Below are 19069 nucleotides of genomic sequence, written 5' to 3'. Positions count from 1 at the left end.
GCCCCGTGTCGTTAGCGTGGAACGCAGACTGTTGTGGAGATCGGCGCAGCTCAATAGGGCTTGTAGCCGCCGCCCTGCTCCAGGGACGAGATGCCGGGGTGGCCGCCGAGGTTCCCGTAGCGGCTGTAGGTGTACAGGACGCCCGCGATGATGTTGTCCACCGGGTCCAGGATCCTGCCGTGGCCGGGCAGGGCGTGCGCGTTGAACGTCGGCGGGATGGTCTGCATCAGGCCCTGGGACGGCACGCCGTTCTGGGCGTTGATGTCCCAGGTGTTGATGGCGCCGGGGTTTCCGCCGGATTCGTGGTAGATGATCGTCCAGATGCGGTTGACGTCGTCGGGGTCGTTCGGGTCGAGATCGCCGACGTCGATGGCGCGTTCGCGCATGATGTCCGCCATCTCGGGCGACCTGATGATCGTCAGCGCCTGCTTGATCCACTCGACGACCTCGGCCTTGGGCGCGGGGGTACCTCCTCCTGATGAGGCGCCGCCGCCGGAACCCGATGATTGAGCCTGCTCCTGGAAGGGCGTCCTGGTCCAGACGACCTTCTCCTCGCCGGGAACGAAGTCCGGCCCGCCGGGTGAGGGGATATCGGTGAAGAAACGGAACCCGGCGTCGAGGTGGCCTTTCAAGGTGTCCCTGGCGGCGACGACCGCGTCCTCGGCCGTTTTCACGTGCCCCTTGGCCGATTCGATGGCGCTGTTCATGACGCTGACCATGCTGGGATTGATGCTCAGTGCCGCCAGTACGGCGGCCTCGTCCTTGCCGGGATTGGCGGCGCGATACCCGGTCATATGCGTGACCGCGGTCGTAAGGGCCTGCTTGCACAGCGCCTCGACATTGTTGTGCGCGTTTTCCATCGCATTGGCGAGGTTGACGAGTGCTTCGGCGCCGCCGCGAATGGCGGCGTTGAATTCCTCGCCGGCTTTCGGGTAGCGGCGCATGTGTGTGTCGAAGGCGTCCGCGGAATCCCCCTCCCATTTCAGGTCGACGTCGTTCACATGCCTGACGAGTGCGGCGGTGGTGCTCGCCGCCTGGAACGAGCACGCTCGCCAGGCGGAGGCGATGTCCCTGATGCCCTGAGGGACGCCCATGACCTTCTGGAGCAGGCCTGACAGCACATCGCCGCCGGGCAACTGGGTGATCTCGGGCGCGTCGAGGCTCATGCGCCGGATGCCGTCGCGGCCGTGCGGAGATTGGTCTCGACGTCGCTGAGCGCCCGTTCCACCTCCGCCAGCCTGAGCCGGCCGCTCTCGATCTCGGCCCGGACGGCGGCCCAGGTCGCGTCCATTTGCGCGGTCAGGTCGGTGACATTGTTGAGCATGCCGAAGAGTGTGGGGTCCGTCCGTTCGGCGGGAGTCTTCGACTTACTGTCCTTGAGAATGTCGGCGACATTGAACTCCTGGGACGCGGTGCGGACCCGCGTCCGGCACTCGTCGAATGCCTGGTAGGAGGCGTCTACAAATCCTGTGGTCATGGAAATGGAGCATACTGGATACCGCCGGATTTAGTCAGAGGCGTTTTCCGGCGTTTCCAGGAACGCCGTCTGAATCAGCCGGTCCCCGGATTTCCGGTCCACGTGGAAACCCCGTCCGGGCGGGAGAGGTTGCGGCCGGGTCTTACCGAACAGCACGCCTTCCTCCCGGTTGCCTGACATGATCAGTGCCGGGCTGGCCATCTCCTTGAGCCGTTGCACCGCCTGGTCGTACAGCGCCCGGCCGGCGCCGCCCATCTGGCGGGCCACGATCAGGTGCAGGCCGATGTCGCGCGCCTGCGGCAGCAACTCCGCCAGCGGTTGCAGGGGGTTGTTCGAGGTGGCCACCAGGTCGTAGTCGTCCACCACGACATAGAGATCGGATCCCTGCCACCAGTTCCGCCGGCGGAGCTGGTCGGGGGTGAGGTCGGCGGGCGGAAGGCGCTTGAGCAGGGCCGTGCGCACCTCTTGCATCAGCTCGGCGGCTGCCACACTGGCCACGGCGTAGCCGATGCGGTGTTCGGTGGCCGCGGTGTCCAGGAGGGAGCGGCGGTAGTCGACCACCACCATTCTGGCTTCCCTGGGCGTCTTGCGCGCCACGATGCCCTCCATGATCAGCTTGAGCACGTTCGACTTGCCGCACCCTGTGTCGCCGAAGACGATGAAGTGCGGGTCGGCTTCGAAGTCGAGCGCGACGGGGGAGAGCGTCGCCTCGTCGATGCCGATCGCGATGCGGTGCGGGCCGGTCTGCTCCGGCCCTGGCATGCCGGTTGCGGGCAGCAGCGACGGCAGCAGCCGCACCGGGGGAGCGACGGGGCCGTGCCAGGCGGTCTTGACGCTGTCCACCAGGGCACGCATCCCGTCGGCGAGGTCAGGAGCGCTGCGCAGCCCGTCGATCCGGGGAAGGGCCGACAGGAAATGCATGCCGTCCTTGGTGAGCCCGCGCCCCGGAGTGCCGTCGGGCACCGCCACGGAGGCGTTGCGGCCGATCCCCGACTCGTAGGCGTCGCCGAGTTTCAGCTCGATCCTGGTGCCGAACAGGTCGCGGATGCCCGGCCGGAACTCCGACCACTTGTTCGTGGTCGCCACGACGTGGATGCCGTAGCCGAGCCCGCGCACCGCGAGGTCGGTGATCTGCTGCTCCAGGGCCTCGTGGTCCTGCCGGATCGTCAGCCAGCCGTCCACGACCAGGAACACGTCCCCCCAGCCGTCGCCTTCGATCGCGCCGTCGGCCAGCCGTTTGCGGTAGGTGGCGATCGAGTCGATGTCGCGCTGCCCGAAGTCCCGTTCGCGCTGCTGGAGGATGGCCGAGACCTCGGCGACCGTACGGCGGACCTTCTCCGCGTTCTGCCGGTTGGCGACGCCACCGACGTGCGGGAGGTCCTCCAGCGCGGAAAGCGCGCCACCACCGAAGTCCAGACAGTAGAACTGCACCTCACGGGGGGTGTGCGTGAGCGCCATGCTGCTGATGAGGGTGCGCAGCACGGTGCTCTTGCCGCTCTGCGTGCCGCCGGCGACGCCGACGTGGCCCGCCGCGCCCGACAGGTTCAGCCAGTACGAGTCGCGGCGCTGATCGAAGGGCCTGTCGATGACGCCGATGACGGCGTGCAGCCGTCCCCTGCCGTTCCAATCTGGGGTGGACAGCCCGAGCTCCGGGGTCACCGACAGGCGGGGAAGCAGGTCGGCGAGCGCCGGCGGCTCGCCCAGCGGCGGCAGCCAGATGCGATGCGCTGCGGGGCCGCGTCCCCGCAGCCGGCCGACCACGATGTCGAGCAGGCTGGGCTGAGGTCCGTTCTCCTCGGCGTCCGCGGGGTCCTTCGCCGGCGGCTTCTCGACGGCGGGCGGACGAACGTAGCGCGGCCCGTACTCGACGATCTCGCGCGTCGCGGGCTGCCCGTCCTCCGTCACCCGTCTGGTGTCGGCCTGGAAGACACCGGAGACGTAGGCGGCCTTGAACCGGGTCATGCCGCTGGTGTCGAACTTGAGATAGCCGTTGCCCGGCGCCGACGGCAGCTCGTAGGCGTCCGCCACGCCCAGGACGGCGCGGCTCTCCATGGCGGAGAACGTGCGCAGACCGACCCGGTACGACAGGTGGGTGTCCAGCCCCCGCAGCCTGCTCTCGTCCAGGCGTTGAGAGGCCAGCAGCAGGTGCACGCCGAGCGAGCGGCCGAGCCTGCCGATCATCACGAACAGGTCGATGAACTCGGGCTTGCTGGACAGCAGCTCGCTGAACTCGTCGAGCACGACGAACAGCGTGGGCAGCGGCTTCAGCTCGGCGCCCTGCTCGCGGGCCCGCTCGTAGTCGCGCAGGGAGGCGTAGTTGCCGGCCGCGCGCAGCAGCTCCTGCCTGCGCACCATCTCGCCGTGCAGGGCGTCGTGCATGCGGTCGACCAGGGGCAGCTCGTCCTCCAGGTTGGTGATGACCGCCGAGACATGCGGCAGGGAGTCCAGCCCGAGGAAGGTCGCGCCGCCCTTGAAGTCGACCAGGACGAAGTTGAGTATCTCCGAGGAGTGCGTGACGGCCAGGCCGAGCACCAGCGTGCGCAGCAGCTCCGACTTGCCGGAGCCGGTGGCTCCGATCAGCAGGCCGTGCGGGCCCATGCCGCCCTGCGCCGACTCCTTGATGTCCAGCTCGACCATGCGGCCGTCCGCACTCAGCCCGATCGGCACGCGCAGTCTGTTACGACCGGCCCGTGGCCGCCACGTGATCGCCGGATCCAGCCGATGAGGGTCGCTGATGCCCAGCAGATCGGCGAGCGTGGTGTTGATCGAGAGCATGTCCTCGCCGTCGCCGCCGCTCATGGAGGACGCGCGGAGCGGGGAAAGCTGCCTGGCCAGGCCTTCCATCGACACCATGGAGAGCCTGTCCGGCGCGCCCAGCCGCGTCTTGCGCTCCTTGCCCGCGTGGTCGACCTTCACCATGTGCAGGTCGCCCGGCTGGATGTCGAGCCTCAGGGTGATCTCCTCCTCCACCGCCCCCGTGGAGCCGGTGAGGTCGATGACGGTCACGCCTTGGATGGCGTCGCTGCCGAGCTGCGAGTCGTGCGGCATGTGCCCGCCGTCCACGATCACCACGTGGTACGGCAGCGCTCCGGCGGGTGCACCCGGCTGAAACCTGGGCCGTTCCCTGAGCTCGCCCCCGACGAGCCGGTCCAGGTCGCCGAGGTCCTCGGCCATCAGCCGTACGGGCCCCGCCACATCCATCGCGTCGGGATGCTGGGCGTGCGGCAGCCACTTGGCCCACTCCCAGTGCGGCATGCGTCCGGGGGCGGCGCAGACCATGACGCGCATGTCGTCGGGGGAGTGGAAGACCACGATCTGGCCGATCAGAGCCCGTACGAGGTCGCGCACGGTCGTGAGGTCACCGCTGAGCCGGATGCGCGCGAAGGAGGAGAGCGCGACGGACACGGGCAGGTGGGACACCGTGGAATGGGCGCGCATGAACCTGCGCAACGCGCCGGAGGCCAGCGCGTCCAGGTCCTCCACGGGCTTGGAGTCAGGGGGGATGAGCTGGACGGCGAGTTTCTGCACGCCGGTGCCGAGGCGTACCGTGCTGAAATCGTCGTCGCGTGGCCGCCGCTCCCACAGGCGCGGGCCCATGGCGATCCACCACAGCGATGCCGGCTCGGGGCCTCTCCACTCCAGGGCCTCGCGCTGCTGCCTGGCGGTGCGCCTGGCGTTCTTGCGGACCTGCCCGAGGTAGCGGAAGTAGTCGCGGCGGGCGCCGTTCAGCCGGTACCTGCGTTCGCCCGCCTGGCGGCCCATCTGGCTGATGGTCATGCCGAGCATGGAGACGGCGAACAGGCCGCTGGCCACGTACATGATCGGGTTGGCGTTGCCGCCCGAGGTGAACATCAACGCCATCGCCGCCGCTCCGGCCAGCATGGGCAGATAGGCGAGCACCAGCATAAAGCCTTGGCCCTGGACCTCTGGAATTTCCGGCGGAGACTCCAGCATGACTTCTCCGCGAGGTGGCTTGGGGCCGGGGCGGCGCTCCGGGCGCCGGACAACCACTTTGCTCACGCGAAGTTCTTACCAGATATAACCCGCTATGTTCTTCCTGTCCATGATGAAGGTGAGACGGAGTGGACCGTGGGATCAATGATTAAAAATCCTCCGCCGGAGTCTATTTCTGCTGTAGAAGGGCCTGATACGTCCGCCCCGGCGCGCTCAGGGCCAATTCAGCAAGGCGCTCTCGCGCAGGTGCCTTTGCCGCTGCCCATCGTGTGCCAGGTCACGATCGTGGGGCCCGGCCGCAAAGCAGACCTGACGCTGCCCGCCGATATCCCGCTGCCGCATGTACTGCCCGGGCTTCTACGCATGCTCGGAGAGGTGGGCGGTGAGGCCGCGTCCTCGCCGGGATGGGTGTTGCAGCGGCTCGGCGGAGAGCCGCTCGACCTGGAACAGAGCCTGAGCGCCCTGGGCGTGCTCGATGCCGAGATCCTCTACCTGCGCCCGCGCGAGTCGCCGCTGCCGCCGGCGATCTTCGATGACGTGGCCGACGTCGTCGCCACCGGGGTGCGTCAGGGGCCGGGGAACTGGACGGCGGCACACACCAGGACCGCCGGTGCGGCCAGCGCCGCGGCCCTGCTCGTCCTCGGCGCCGCCGGCCTGGCGCTGGCGGGCCTGCCCCCGCTGATCAGCACGATCGTCTTCGCGGTGTTCGCCCTGCTGCTGATCGCCACGGGGACCGTGCTGTCGCGCGCGCTGGGCGCGTCCATGTCCGGAGCGCTGATCGGGTACGCGGCGCTGCCGTACGGCTTCCTGGCCGGGCTGTTCGCGCTCGCCGGCAGCGCGAACCCGGCGGGGACGGGAGCCCCTCATCTGCTCGCCGCGCTCGCTTGCACGGCGCTCACCTCGGCCTTGGCCGGGACCGCGATCGCGTCCGGCACCTCCGGCTTCCTCGGAACGGCCATCGCCGCGTCGTGCGGCGCGAGCGGTGCCGCCGTGGTCATGGTGACGGGAGCCGCGCCGGCCGGGGTGGCGGCCGTGGCCATCGCCGTGTTGCTGGCACTGAGCCCCCTGGTGCCGTCGATCGCCTTCCGGCTCGCCCGGGTGCCGTTGCCCGCCCTGCCCACCACGGCCGAAGAGTTGCGCGCCGACAACCAGCGGCTCGACGCGGCGGCGGTCCAGGAGCGCACGTTGATCGCCCAGCGCAACGCCACGGGGCTGGTCATCGCGGTCGCCCTGTCCGTGCTGCTCGCCCAGTCGCTGCTGGTGCCGCACGACGCGCTGACCTCGTACATCATGTCCGTCACGCTCTCCGTGACGCTCATCCTGCGCGCTCGGGTCTTCTCCGGTCGCGGTCAGCGGATCTGGCTGATCGGTTCCGGGGTGGCGGGCCTGGCGATGGTGGCGTGCGCGCTGAGCGCCAAGGGCGGAGTCATCGGCGCGCTGGTCGTGGCGCTGGCCCTGCTGTGGGCGGCCCTGCTGGCGGTGGGCGTCGGGACGAGGCTGGCCACCGGCAAACCCTCGCCGTTCTGGGGGAGGGCCGTGGACATCCTGGAAGTGGTGCTGGTCGTCGAGCTCTTCCCGCTCGCGGCCGACGTGCTGGAGATCTACAGCTGGGTTCGCGGATTGTCCGGCTGATACGTTGCTGCCCCCTTTCAGGCAGAGGAGTGAGAGCCGTGCAGGGATTCGGTGACTTCGCCAACATCGACATCGACAGGCTGATCAAGAAGGCGGACGAGCACTTCGCGCGGATGGAGGAGTTCCAGAAGGACATGGACTCCTACGTCGGGCGGGCGCAGGACGAGGACGGCCTGATCGTCGTCGAGTACGGCCAGGAGGGGCTCCGTGAGCTCTACCTGCACCCCAAGGCCCTGCGCCTGCCCTCCGGCGATCTCGCCGAGCTCATCAAGACGGCGGTGAAAGAGGCCGCCGCCGACCTGCAGCGCCAGATCACCGAGGGCATGACCGCGGCGTTCGGCGAGGCGGACAACCCGATGCGCTACATCAACGATCCCGAGGCGGCCACCAAGCAGTTGAAGGAAGCAGAGGCCGCATATAACCGGACATTCGATGACGTCATGGGTGAACTCGACCGTATTCGGCGGCGGCTGGAACTCTGAGCCGGGATCCGGGCTCATTTCCATTCTCACGCCCCCGCACTTTTGGCGTAGCGCGCAGGGCTTTTTGTGAATGAGCGCAGAGTTGTTTCTCGCGGCGAATTGCTGTGATCGATGAGTCTGGTGATGGCTAGCATGCGGATCGTTGTTCTTTTGCGGCGCGGTCCGTTTCATGCGGGCTGCCGGCCATCAGGTCTGTTGGAGGTGCAATGGCGCTGTATGGAGCGAGTCCGACGCAGCTGACCAATGCGGCGGGGTATTGCCAGAACACCGCGCAGTACATCGAGGGCATGCGTCAGCGGGTGCAGGAGATCAAGGGTGAGCTGACCACGCAGGGCTGGCGGGGCCGCGCGTCCGTGGAGTTCGGTCGCGCGCTCGACGGCTGGGACGTCGAGTTCAAGGCGGTGATCAGGATCCTGGAGGACATCCACGACCGGCTGAACATGGGCGCGGGCGTCTACCGCAACGCCGCGGATCAGAACATGGACCTGTCAGGGTCGTTGACCAGGGACGGCTATGGCCGGATCGACTCAGTGATCAACAGCTAGCAGCCCACGGAGATCGCAATGACCGTTCCCGATGATCACACGTTCGTCAAGTTCGGCGACATGGAGCAGGCGTACGAGCAGCTCAAGAAGATCGTCACCGAGCTGGACAAGGCTACCGACGATCTGTTCGCCGACATCAAGAAGGAGCTGGGCGCCAGCTGGGAGGGCGAAGCCGAGCAGTTCTTCAACACCGTGAAGAACGAGTGGAACAAGCACGAGCAGGCGATGGGCCTGCAGTTGTTCGAGGCGGCCAAGGCCGTCAACATCGCCAAGGGCAACTACCAGGCCGCCGAGCAGCGCAACATCGCCATCTGGACGAACTGACCGTCATCGTCCGCGCCTTCGCTCTCGGTCACCGCGGTGGCCGGGAGCTCTCGTCCGCAGGGGTAAGCAATGGGTACGCCGGATGCCGATCCGCCAGTCGATCCGCTCTTCATCGATCCGTACACGGCTGAGCTGATCAAAAGCGACGGGAGGGTTCACGAGCCCTCCACGATGCGAGCAGTCGCCGGGGAACTGGCCAAGAGCATCGAGGCTGTCGAGAAGGCCGGCGGCGACGGATCGGCCGTCGCCGACATCCACGTCGGTGCCACACCGTTCGGGCAGTGGGCCGACGCCAAGACCTTCGGCGCGGCGGCGGGCGACGGCGCGGGACAGCAGCTCGGACAGGTCTACGCGGAGTTCATCAAGGCATACAAGAGCGTGGTCGCGGCAGTCGAGGCGAGCGCGAGCAACCATGCCGAAGCGGACATGCGAAGCGAGGGCGCCTGACCATGGCCAGCAGCGGCGCGGAGCGGAAAACCCTCACCATCTGGTCGGGCCCGCCCCCCACCGGCCAGACGGAGCTACATCCGAAGGACACGATCCGGCAGCTTCTCGGGACGGCTCAGCACGAGCAGATCATGAAGGCCGCATCGGCGTACGACATGCTGGCCAACGCTCTCGTCACCGCCACCGTGGGGATCATGACCCATGCGGGCAAGATCCTCACCATCTGGAAGGGGCCGGATGCCGACAAGGCGCGCGTGGCACTGGAGCTCATCTACGTGACCGGGCGCGAACTGGCGCTCAAGTGCGCCGACACAGGGTGGTGCCTGCAACGCTACGCCGAGTTCACCGCCACGGCGATCGCCGAGGTCGACGGCATCAAGGTGGACAGGAACCACGAGCGGGTCCAGGCGCTCATCCAATTCAACGAGAAATTCAGCAGAGGGCTCAGCCTTGCTGGAGATGAGGTCACCCTGGTCGAGAACGGCATGGCGCAGGAGGCACTGAAGAGGCTCAACGAGAAGATCCAGAACCTTCAGATCACCTCGCTGCCGTCCAGCGTCACCTACGAGTTGCCGACGGTGACGAACCCGTCCGTGCCTGGTTCCTCGGCGACGGTCGCCCACCAGAACAGCAACGTGACCCCGTCCGGCGCGTCTACCACTGACCGGGATGGCGGGAACGCCGCAGGCACCAGCGGTACCGGTGAGGCGCACGGCCGAGACGAGGGTTTCACGGGCGGCGAGCAGGACGAAGTCCGCCCGGCCGCGGACCCCGGCTCCCCGCCCGCGACCCGGCCGGAGGCGCAGCCGGACCAAGGCGGAGACCGAAGTGGTGCTCAGGAGCAGCCGGACGGCGGAGGCGACCCCGCCGCCCAGGAGCGGCCCGGCGGGCAGGACGCCGATCGGGATCGCGACCTTGAAGCGGACACGGGGGACGAGCCCACCCCACCGGTGATCGGTGCCGAGGACAGGACCGGCCCCGACGACGTGCCCGCCGACATCGATCCCACCCGGACCGAGGCTTCGGCCTATCAGCAACCCGCGGCCGTCGCACCGGCCACGATCGGCGAACTCCCGGTGAGCACGGCGCCCCCTGCCGCCGCCCCCTCGGTGATCGGCCCTTCGACCGGTTCGTACACACCCGCTGCGGCACTCGCCTCGATACGGGGCGGAAGCGGGACAGGTGTGTCGAGCATGCCGTATCTGCCGATGATGGGGGCCGGTGGCGTGATGGGGAACGACACCGGCGGCGATCTGGAACGCGGCACGTACGTGCCGGAGGACAAGTCATCCTGGAACGGCGGCAGCCAGGACGTGACAGACGCGGTCATCGGATGAGCGACCAGCAGCAGACCGGCTCCGGCCAGCAGCAGGCACAACAGCCTGCCGGTGCGGGGGCCGCTCAGCAGCAGGGACAGCAGCCTGCCGCCACCACGCAGCAGATCCCCGGAACCGGTCAGCTGGTGTACAGCACCACGTACGGCGGCATGCCGGTCGCCGCCGAGGACCCGAAGCCCCCTTCATCACACATCTCCTTCAGCGCGGACGGTCTGGACGTCGCGAGCCAGCGGATCGACGCACCCAAGGCGTCCATCGACTCGCTGCGAGCCAAGTCCGGTGACCTGGGTGTTCCGTTCCCCAGCTTCGGCGTGATCGGCTACAAGGTCGCGATCATCCACGACAAGGCGATCGAACGCCATTCCTCCGCTCTGGAAGAAGGCAACAAGGCGCTGGAGAGCTGGAAGGTCGCGCTGAAGAAGGCCGCCGCGAACTATCGGGATGCCGATGACGCGGGAGGCGCCCCGCCACCCACACAGACCGGCCCGGACCCGACGCTGGGGCCAGGGCCTGGCCTTGACGGGACCCCGGGCCCGGAAATGCCGGAGATGCCGGAGGCCGATCCTTCCAGTCCCGACCTGCCCGACGCGGGCCTTCCGGACGCGGGCCTGCCTGATTCGGGTCTGCCTGATTCGGGCCTTCCTGACACGGACCTGCCGAACACGGACCTGCCGGGCACCGATTCCTTGAGTCCGGACCTGCCCGATGCCGGCACCCCCGGCACGGATCTGCCCACGGCGCAGGTCCCGAGTGCCGGCTCCCCTGACGACTTGAACACGAAAGTCCCTGACCTGGATTCCGTTCTCAACCCACAACAGGACAAGACCGATCTTTCATCGTTCGACCCGAGGACGCAGCAGCCCAATGGCGTGCCGAACCCGAGCCTGGTCGATACGAGCACGCGTCCCGGGACCACGTACGGCTCGCCGACAGGTAGCGGCGCCGGCGCCGGTCTGCGCCCGTCAGGCATGAGCGCGGCGGGCAGCATGGGCAGCGGCATGCCGATGATGCCCATGATGCCCATGTCCGGCGCCGCCAACGGCAACGACGAGCGCGACCGGGAGGGAAGCTCGCTGCTGTCACAGGACGAAGGTGTGTGGGACGGCGACGAGGACATCGCGCCTGAGGTCATCGGCCAGGAGAGATAGATGAGTCAGGAGAATGGTCAGACACTGTATTGGGTGGCGTTCAGTATGGCGTCCTTCGCCGCCACGGCCCTGATCAGGCGACGGTGGGCGTTCTACATCGTCGCGATGATCGGTGTCATGATTTCCGACCCGGGGCAGATGTCGCAGTCGGCGAGAATCTGGCGGACCACCGAGAACGGCGGAACCGCTTCCGAGCTGGCCGACCTGCAGAAAAGGCTCGAAGAGCTGAAAGCCGCTCTGCAGGAGAAGGGCACTTGGGAAGGTGGCGCGTTCGAGCAGTTCCAGGTGGCGTACGACGCCTTCACCGAGTCGATAGAGTCGCTCAAGTCGACCCGCGACACCACGGGCGAAGCGGTCGACCAGAGCGCGAAGCTGTATCACGCCGGGGCGATCGCCTGCATGGTCATCGCGAGTACCCTGATGGCGATCGGTGTGGCCGTGCAGGTCCTTCGCCGCAACCTCCTTACCATCTCCGCCGCCGAGAAGTTGTCGAAGTGGCTCGGTGAGACCGCGGAAAAGGCGGGGAAGAACCTGCTCATCAAGCACGGTATGGCGCTGACCCTGTTCTTGGGCCTGCTCTACACGGTCACCGCGCAATCGGAGACCGCGGGGAAAATGTTCCCGACGTTGACGGCGATACCCACCGAGCTCGACGTGCTGAAGTCCGGCGGCATGCCGGAATTCGGCGACACCGCCAGCCTGGTCTACAACGAGGAGACGGGCAAACTCACTCCGCCTCAATCCGGCCTGGCGGACGGCGGCATCTCCCTGCCCGGGCAGAGCTGATGGCTCACCGGCCGGTGAGACGACCGGCGCTCACCTCCGTGACGGGCATCCGTGCCGAGGCCGGGTCCAGCAGCGGCCCTTCCGGGATCAGCCGCAGCAGGTGCGCGGGCACCGGTGCCACATGAGTGGCGTCATAGCCGAGCTTCTCCACGACCTCGGCGGTCGCGAGCCGGAACCGCATGCCCTGGTCGGTGATGAGGGAGTACTCGTTGACCCCGCCCGCCTGGCCTTCCCCGGGGAGCCGACCGGCCAGCGCCGCGCCGCCCGGGGGCAGCAGCACCTGGTCGACGTGGTCGGGGCCGCCGCTGTTCGCGGGCTTGGGGAGGGTCATCGTCGCGCCGGTCGTCAGTCGCGCCTGGACCGAGCCCTTGACCGTGTCGGCGTACACCGCGCACAGGGGAGTGGACGCCTCCGGCGTGCGGAAGCGCGGCATGGTGACCGGCAGCCCGCCTCCCAGCATCCGAACTCCGGAGATCTCGGCGGCGTTGACCGTGGCCGCGTCGACGGCGATCTGACGCACCTGCCCCTTCCCGTAGGCGATCTTGCTGTCCGGGTCCTGCAGGAGGAGCGACGCCTGTGTGCGGCTGATCGGCGCGAGACCGTCGGCGAGCAGGACGTACCAGCGATCCGGAGTGCCGGGAATGGAGGCGATCGTGAACACCTGTCCGACCCGCGCGGGGAAACCGCCGGGGCCCGTCACCCGCTTGCCGCGCTGCGGAACCGCGGGCGCGGCGAAGTCGGGCCCGGCGGGAATGGCGTTCACCCAGGAAGCCGGCACCTTGCGCGGCGCCTGGTCGGTGAGCCGCCGCAGGTTCTTGACGAGCATGCGGTGGTTGTTCCACAGCACCCAGCTCTGCTGCCCGTCGTTGACGACCAGCGCGTCACCGCCCACGGGTGCTCCGCCGACGTCGATCCCGCCCAGCAGTGTGACGTACGACCGGCGGATCCCGGTCGCGTCCGTCTGCTCGACGACGCAGACCGTCCAGGGCGACTTGATCATCTCTTCCGGACCGGGCAGAGAGTCGGGCGCGCCGGGGATGCCGATCTTCTGGCCCCTGGCCAGGCCGGCCAGCGACTTGGCCGACACCGTGCGGACCTTGATCTCCTGACTGTCCAGCACGAGCCTGGCGGAGACGTAGTTCGCCACGGGCTGCAGCCTGCCGTCACCCTGATTATAGATATAGGAGGCGCCGGTCTCTTCCTCGACAAGTAATTGGCCTGCCTCTTTGAGTTCGGTGGCCCCGCCGGGCTGAAGCATGCCCCAAATTCCGAACCCGGCGATTATCAGCACCATCAGAAGAATGCCGGCGAACGTCGCCACGTTGTATCGCCGCATGGGCGATTCCGGGAGGTCGGGTTCACCCTGCAGCAACGCCAGTCCCAGGCGCTGGGTCAAGAATTTGTGGGCCTGGTAGAGGTCTTTACGGGTCTGCACGCCGACCAATGGTACGCACATTGTGCAGGACATTGGTAGGGGTGAATGCCGCACTTCTACACAAGGAAACGAAAGTCGAGTAGTCTGATGCGATCAACCGCATGCGGGAGGATATTATGGCAGCAGCGGATGACGGGCCGGAACTGGAGCATAACTGGCCTGGACTTGTTGCGGACAGAGACACCGTCCGATATGACCATGATGCCTTCAACGGCGTGGTCGCCGCCCTTCGGAGTGCGCTGACCGGGTTATCCAGCGGCGAAGGCTCCCTTTCTGATGTGGAATTTCACAGCGTCACGGTGAACACGCTCGTCAATGCGATCGAGCGTATAGACGAGTGGGAAGGCGGCGCGCGCTTCGCCGACGCACTGAAGAAGAGCCACGAAGCCTTGACCGCGATCTACAGCGAGCTCGACAGGGTAGCCGATACCGCGGTCGAGCTGATCGGCGCGAGCGCGGCGAGTTACAAGCAGGCCAACGAGGCGAACGAGAGATGAGATGGCTGAGAACCTGACGGGGAAGACCGACCTTCGCCCCGACGGACCGGTGTCGTTCTCCGTCGACGACGACGACCGGAGCGTCGCGGACGTCACGCGTTTCTTCATGAAGATCGACCCGGCGGCCATCGAAAGCATGGCGGACTCCTACCTGGCCGCCGCGGGCAAACTCACCACGCTGCAGGACACCCTGATGTCGCAAGCGGTGGTGATGGCTCAGGTCTGGGAAGGGACGCCGTCGGTCGAATCGCAGCAGTCATTGCGCGCCCTGCACGCCACCGCCCGCGAACTGGCGGCAAAGTTCAAGGCAGTGGGCTCGCCGTTGCAGGCGCTCAGCAAGCGGTTACGGCAGCACCAGGACTTCGTCCAGGACAAGAGCGGGTCGTGGAGCACGCACAACTACGCGACCTGGGACGACAGCATCCCCGGTTACTACCGGACGATGAACGGGGGATGGGAATGGGGCTCGCGGGACGAGCTCGCTGGCCAACATCTCCGGCTGCTCAACGATGACCTGCTCGGAATCTACGAACAACTTCCCGCCACTGTGCGCAAGGCCATTCCCGCCCTCAACCCCGTCGCGCCTCCCGGCCCGGACTTCACGTTCGATCCGGAGCGAGACGACTACCACATCGATCCGAACCTGATCGAACCGCCCGGCGGCGACCTTCAGGGCCCTGGCCTGGACGGCACCGGCATGCCCCCACCCGTCGAATCAGACCTGCCCAACCTGCCGGACGGCACCTCTCCGGACCTGACCCACCCCGATGGCGACGCGGACTCGAGCGGCACCGGGACGAACGGCGACGTCCCCGGCAGCACCTATTCCACTGGCGGCCTGCCAGGTGACGGCAACCTCAACGACGGCAACCCCGGCACTCCAGGCACGGTCAACACCCCTGATCAGGATCTCACCACCAACGCGGGGACACCGGACGCCAGCGCCGGGAAACCGTCAGGCGCCAGCACCACGCTCGAGGACTTCCAACGCCCGGCCGGCTGGGATCCGGGCGACCCCGCCTCCAAGCCCAACGGCAGCCACCCTTACGCCGCCCCCGCCGGCCCCGGTACAGGTGGCAACGTCATGACCGGCTCAGGAGCAGGACCGCTCAACGCCAGGCTTGCCTCCATGACCAGCGGCGGCATGCCGTTCATGCCGATGGCGGGCGCAGGGACGGGAGCCCAGGAATCCGAGGAAAGAGAGAAGACCACCTGGCTTCTCGAGGATGACGACGTCTGGGGCGCCGACACGGACGACGCCGTCTCTGAGCAGATCGGTTAGCGGGAAGAGAGGGGTGTGACCCTCAACGAAGACAACGACCAGCGCGGTCAAGCCGCCCGCGACAGCGGCACCAAGACCGCCGACCCGGCGGAGGCGCGGATGGCCGAGTTCGGAAGCATAGACAGCCTTCTCAACTGGGCCACGCCCGAGGACCAGCAGTCACTCGCGGACGGTGCGGTGACCATGGTCACCGCCTCCGCCCCGCCGGGCTCGACGACCCCTGACGTCTCCCCGGATCACCCCGGCCCTGCCGACACCACCAGCGGATACAGCCCCGCTCATATGAGCAGCTCTCATGGAGAGCCTGGGTTCGTGGAGCCGGAAGCGGCGGTCGGAGACCCGGCGTGGCAGCCGGGCGGCGAACCCGTGCTCGCCGAGCCGGGCGCCGCGACCGGTGATCCGGCATGGGAACCGGCCGATTCCGATGCGGGCGACGACACCGTGGATCCCGGCTCGCGCGAGGAGCGGCCGGACGACAGCGTCGCGGAGCCGCCGAATCCGGAGTGGCCCGCCGAGGCCGAGTCTTCCCCGGGCTCCGGTACCTCCCACCCCGACTCCCCCGCAACCACCTCACCGACAGCGACCCAGGCCGCGGAAACACCGCCCACGACAGAAGCCCCGACCACAGGGACGCCAGCCACGACAGCACCCTCGTCCACGTCGCCGATGGCACAGGACCCGGCCGATACTCCCCCTCAGGCCACCAGCCCTGCGGAACCGGTCGCGCCCGCTCCCGCTCCGACGGTGAGCGCCCCCGCGCAGTCCGCCCCGAAGACCTCGACCGGCAGCGCGCCCGAGGGCGGTGAGGGCTCAGGAGACAACGCGCAGACCTCCAGCGGTGGTGGCGGGATCCCAAGCGCCCCGGCTGTGGGCACCCCGACGACCGCAGCCCCGACGACCGGAGCCCCGACGACCGCAGCCCCGACGACCGGAGCCCCGACGACCGCAGCCCCGACCACCGGAGCCGCGGACGCCGACGCAGGCAAGGACACGGCCGAGGCGGAGCCTCCCAAGGACCGAGCGGCTATTCTGCGCGACGGGGGCGTATACGGCGATTGGCGCGAAGCATCTCCCTCGACTCTGGAGAAGCTGGGTAGTGACCTTGCGCCTTCCCCCGAGGGCGGTTCCTCCTCACCGGGAGACCAGTTCGCCGCGGCGGAGAACGCGATCAGACACGCCACACCCGGCTTCCCAGGCTTCGGCCTTGTCGGAAAGGTGGCCTTCGACCCTGCCTACGCGTCGGCGCGCAACACCGCCGCCGACTATCTCAAGCATGCCAAGAACCGGCTGAGCCGCTGGCAGCAGCAACTGACCGAAGGCGCCAAGGTGATGCGAGACGCCGAGACCAACAGCACGCCGGAGAAACCGAAGTGAATGATCACTACAAGGACGGGTCGACCCTTTATGTGCTGGGAGTGTCCGGCTGCGCCGCGGCCGCCCGCACCACGACCAATCCGGCGTTCGCCATCATCTGCGATCTATGTGCCGCGATCATCGGCACGATGTTGTCCGACCCGGAGGACATCCGTGACAGGGCTCGCGATGTGCGGGCCGTGACTCACGACGTCGATCAGGCGAAACTGAGAGTGACGACACTCCTCGCCGAGACCGAACACTGGGAACAGATGGGCCGGCCGCAGATGACGGATGAGTCCGAGCGCTTCACCAGCGAGGTGACGAAAACCGGGAACGTCTACAGGGAGTTGGCCGCAGCCCTCGACCAGTTGGCGAAGATGTCCGCCACCGCCGCGCTGACATCCGCCTCGCTGGGCGGTTTGCTGCTCGTCCTCGCTTTCGCCTTTCGATCCGCTCCAGTTGATCCTTTCGCCAACAGCGTGACGACCACGGCGGCCACTCAGGCGGAGCGGAAGGCGATGGGCGTACTACTCAAAATGCTCACGGTGTACGGCTCGGCCGCCGCCCTGGCCTTGCTCGCCAGCATGCTGCTCGGCCAGTTCGTGGACCCTGGCACGACGGATGCGGTCACCGTCAAGGACGCTCCCGCCTTCGAGCAGGTCGTCATCGGGGACCTGCCCGTGCCGAACCAGGCCTAGTGAGCTGGTCCGGAAATTCGTGAGCAGTAGTGGCAGATACGGTCGATGATCTGGTCGGCGGTCTTGCGCCAGATGAATGGGCGGGGGTTGTCGTTCCAGGCGTCGATCCAGTCGTGGAGCGCGGTGGTGAGGTGCTCGACCGAGCAGAACACCCCGCGGTCCAGGCAGCGGCGCTGAAGCTCGGCGAACCAGCGCTCGTCGGGTAGCCGGAGCGCGTTACCGCGCCCCGGCCCCCTCAGAACCGGCCGTGCCCGCTTTCCAGGTAACCGGCTCAAGCAAGCCCTGAAGGTTCGAGGCCGTGCGGAAATGCTGGGTTGGTGCCGTCGCCGAGTCGGCGGCGGCAGTGGGCGTGTATGAGACGTGTTGCGGCGTGTTCGTCCGGGTTTCCGAGATCCACGGCGCTGGTGATCGCCTGTTTGCGGATCGCCGTGCGCGTGGCCGTGAGCCACTGCTGCCACTCGGTCGGGCTTTGTGGCTCGTGGTCGGCGTGCAGCAGTAGGCCCCGGCAGAGCGGACATCGGCCGTTCTGCTGGCGTAGAAGCCGCCAGGTGGCGGCGTCCACCGGGATCCTGGTGCGGCGGCGCCGCTCGGTCCAGTAGTCGGTCAGGGCCGGGTCGTCGGGGGAGGCCCGGCCTGCGACCATCCGGTGCCGGACGATTTTCGTCCAGGCGAACTTGCGCAGGTAGAAGCCGGTTTCCTGGCTCCCGAACACCCACTTGTCGCGCCTGGCGGTGTTGAACATGCCGAAGTACCGGGCGATGATCCAGCGCTTCGGCTTGTTCGGGTGGGAGATCTTGGCCCACTTGTAGACCAGTCTCCACAGGTGGGCGTCCAATGCGCCGAAGGCGCGTTTGGACACCCCGATCCGGTAGTAGGCGGCCCATCCTTTGATGATCGGGTTGAGCTTGGCGATCACCGCGTCGGCGTTGGCCCCTCTCAGGGCCGTCACCTCCTGGGACAGCCGCTTGCGGATCCGCCGTAACGCGTCCTTACTCGGCTTGGTCAGCAACTTGCCGCGGAACCGGCGGATCTCGAAGCCCAGAAAGTCCACCCCCTGGTCCAGGTGGGTGATCCGGGTCTTGGCCTGGTTGAAGACCAAACCCCTGGGCTCCAGCCAGTTCGCGAGGCGTTGCTGGATATTCTCGGCCTGCTCACGGGAGTGACACAGGGCGAGCACATCGTCGGCGTATCTCACCAGGACGGGCGAGTCCGGGGTGGCCCGCAGGCCGCCGCTGGTCTCCCAGTACCTGACTCCGGCCGCCTGTTCCATGCCGTGCAATGCCACGTTCATGAGCGCGGGACTGATCACCCCGCCCTGGGGAGCGCCCTCCCCGGTGGAGGTGAACCGGCCATCCTCGATCACCCCCGCCTTCAGCCACCGGCGCACCAACCCCCGAGCGGGGAAGGAGCCCAGCGACTGCAGGATGTGATCATGGCTGAGCCGGTCGAATGCCGCCTCCAAATCGGCGTCGAGCACCCACAGCCGTCTGGCGTCCTTGCGGCTCGCCGTGGTGTGGATGGCCACGATCGCGTCATGACAGCCCCTGCCCGGCCGGAATCGTAGGATTTCGGCTCGAACCGGGCCTCCCACTCCGGCTCCAGCGCGTTCACCGCCAGGGCCTGCAACGCCCTGTCAGCGATCACCGGAATGCCGAGCGGGCGGCGGCGT

At 67.8% G+C, this 19069-nt stretch carries 18 protein-coding genes; 12 read left to right on the top strand and 6 right to left on the bottom strand.

Annotation, left to right across the window (positions count from 1 at the left end; all coding sequences use genetic code 11):
• Positions 1-50: 50 nt before the first annotated feature.
• The 3 genes from ABD331_RS14110 to eccCa are packed head-to-tail and all read right to left on the bottom strand — an operon-like array spanning position 51 to position 5488.
• Entirely contained in the window at positions 51-1166 is a 1116-nt protein-coding gene (locus ABD331_RS14110; protein WP_344474537.1) for a transglycosylase SLT domain-containing protein, read from the bottom strand.
• Positions 1163-1477, bottom strand: coding sequence for a hypothetical protein (locus ABD331_RS14105; RefSeq protein WP_344474535.1), 315 nt, complete (start codon positions 1475-1477; stop codon positions 1163-1165). Before ABD331_RS14105 ends, ABD331_RS14110 begins: the two co-directional genes overlap by 4 nt.
• Before the next feature lie 30 nt (positions 1478-1507).
• On the bottom strand, positions 1508-5488 hold the full coding sequence (gene eccCa, locus ABD331_RS14100; RefSeq protein ID WP_425565999.1) for a type VII secretion protein EccCa: 3981 nt from the start codon (positions 5486-5488) through the stop codon (positions 1508-1510).
• A 189-nt stretch (positions 5489-5677) separates the two neighbouring features.
• On the opposite strand from eccCa, the gene eccD reads away from it, so the two are divergent.
• The 8 genes from eccD to ABD331_RS14060 all read left to right on the top strand — a co-directional run bounded on the left by eccD (position 5678) and on the right by ABD331_RS14060 (position 12132).
• Entirely contained in the window at positions 5678-7063 is a 1386-nt protein-coding gene (gene eccD / locus ABD331_RS14095; RefSeq protein WP_344474531.1) for a type VII secretion integral membrane protein EccD, read from the top strand.
• A gap of 38 nt (positions 7064-7101) precedes the next feature.
• Positions 7102-7545: a YbaB/EbfC family nucleoid-associated protein gene (locus tag ABD331_RS14090; RefSeq protein WP_344474529.1), complete on the top strand. Its 444-nt coding sequence runs from the start codon at positions 7102-7104 to the stop codon at positions 7543-7545.
• 206 nt (positions 7546-7751) lie between these two features.
• Positions 7752-8090, top strand: coding sequence for a WXG100 family type VII secretion target (locus ABD331_RS14085; protein ID WP_344474527.1), 339 nt, complete (start codon positions 7752-7754; stop codon positions 8088-8090).
• Between the two features lie 18 nt (positions 8091-8108).
• Positions 8109-8414 carry a WXG100 family type VII secretion target gene (locus ABD331_RS14080; RefSeq protein WP_344474525.1) on the top strand — a complete coding sequence of 102 codons (306 nt, stop codon included), beginning with the start codon at positions 8109-8111 and terminating at the stop codon, positions 8412-8414.
• Between the two features lie 69 nt (positions 8415-8483).
• The gene (locus ABD331_RS14075; RefSeq protein ID WP_344474523.1) at positions 8484-8861 is read left to right on the top strand and encodes a hypothetical protein; all 378 of its coding nucleotides are present in this window, start codon (positions 8484-8486) and stop codon (positions 8859-8861) included.
• A gap of 2 nt (positions 8862-8863) precedes the next feature.
• On the top strand, positions 8864-10198 hold the full coding sequence (locus ABD331_RS14070; RefSeq protein ID WP_344474521.1) for a hypothetical protein: 1335 nt from the start codon (positions 8864-8866) through the stop codon (positions 10196-10198).
• Positions 10195-11346: a hypothetical protein gene (locus ABD331_RS14065; RefSeq protein WP_344474519.1), complete on the top strand. Its 1152-nt coding sequence runs from the start codon at positions 10195-10197 to the stop codon at positions 11344-11346. The genes ABD331_RS14070 and ABD331_RS14065 overlap by 4 nt, the downstream gene beginning before the upstream one ends.
• Positions 11347-12132: a WXG100 family type VII secretion target gene (locus ABD331_RS14060; protein WP_344474517.1), complete on the top strand. Its 786-nt coding sequence runs from the start codon at positions 11347-11349 to the stop codon at positions 12130-12132. It abuts the gene before it with no gap.
• Between the two features lie 4 nt (positions 12133-12136).
• Here ABD331_RS14060 and eccB read toward each other — a convergent pair whose 3' ends face one another.
• Positions 12137-13588: a type VII secretion protein EccB gene (gene eccB / locus ABD331_RS14055; RefSeq protein ID WP_344474515.1), complete on the bottom strand. Its 1452-nt coding sequence runs from the start codon at positions 13586-13588 to the stop codon at positions 12137-12139.
• Positions 13589-13683: 95 nt separating this feature from the next.
• Here eccB and ABD331_RS14050 point away from each other — a divergent pair, with 95 nt between their 5' ends.
• Genes ABD331_RS14050 through ABD331_RS14035 form a run of 4 tightly spaced genes read left to right on the top strand, consistent with a single transcriptional unit; the run spans position 13684 to position 17400 of the window.
• Positions 13684-14064, top strand: coding sequence for a hypothetical protein (locus tag ABD331_RS14050; protein WP_344474513.1), 381 nt, complete (start codon positions 13684-13686; stop codon positions 14062-14064).
• Between the two features lies 1 nt (position 14065).
• On the top strand, positions 14066-15346 hold the full coding sequence (locus tag ABD331_RS14045) for a WXG100 family type VII secretion target (protein WP_344474511.1): 1281 nt from the start codon (positions 14066-14068) through the stop codon (positions 15344-15346).
• Between the two features lie 15 nt (positions 15347-15361).
• The gene (locus ABD331_RS14040) at positions 15362-16720 is read left to right on the top strand and encodes a hypothetical protein (protein ID WP_344474508.1); all 1359 of its coding nucleotides are present in this window, start codon (positions 15362-15364) and stop codon (positions 16718-16720) included.
• A complete protein-coding gene (locus tag ABD331_RS14035; protein WP_344474505.1) occupies positions 16717-17400 on the top strand; it encodes a hypothetical protein in 684 nt (227 codons plus the stop codon). Before ABD331_RS14040 ends, ABD331_RS14035 begins: the two co-directional genes overlap by 4 nt.
• On the opposite strand, the gene ABD331_RS14030 is transcribed toward ABD331_RS14035, so the two are convergent.
• Complete coding sequence (locus ABD331_RS14030; protein ID WP_344474502.1) at positions 17397-17675, bottom strand: hypothetical protein; 279 nt, start codon at positions 17673-17675, stop codon at positions 17397-17399. The two genes, ABD331_RS14035 and ABD331_RS14030, sit on opposite strands and share 4 nt — an antisense overlap.
• A complete protein-coding gene (locus tag ABD331_RS14025) occupies positions 17672-18925 on the bottom strand; it encodes a reverse transcriptase domain-containing protein (protein ID WP_344474499.1) in 1254 nt (417 codons plus the stop codon). Before ABD331_RS14025 ends, ABD331_RS14030 begins: the two co-directional genes overlap by 4 nt.
• Positions 18926-19069 lie beyond the last annotated feature (144 nt).

The sequence above is a fragment of the Nonomuraea monospora genome, assembly GCF_039531895.1.
In the GTDB taxonomy this organism is placed as follows: domain Bacteria; phylum Actinomycetota; class Actinomycetes; order Streptosporangiales; family Streptosporangiaceae; genus Nonomuraea; species Nonomuraea monospora.
The sequence above is the reverse complement of the archived record's forward strand: the minus strand, read 5'-3'. Positions and strand labels throughout refer to the sequence as shown.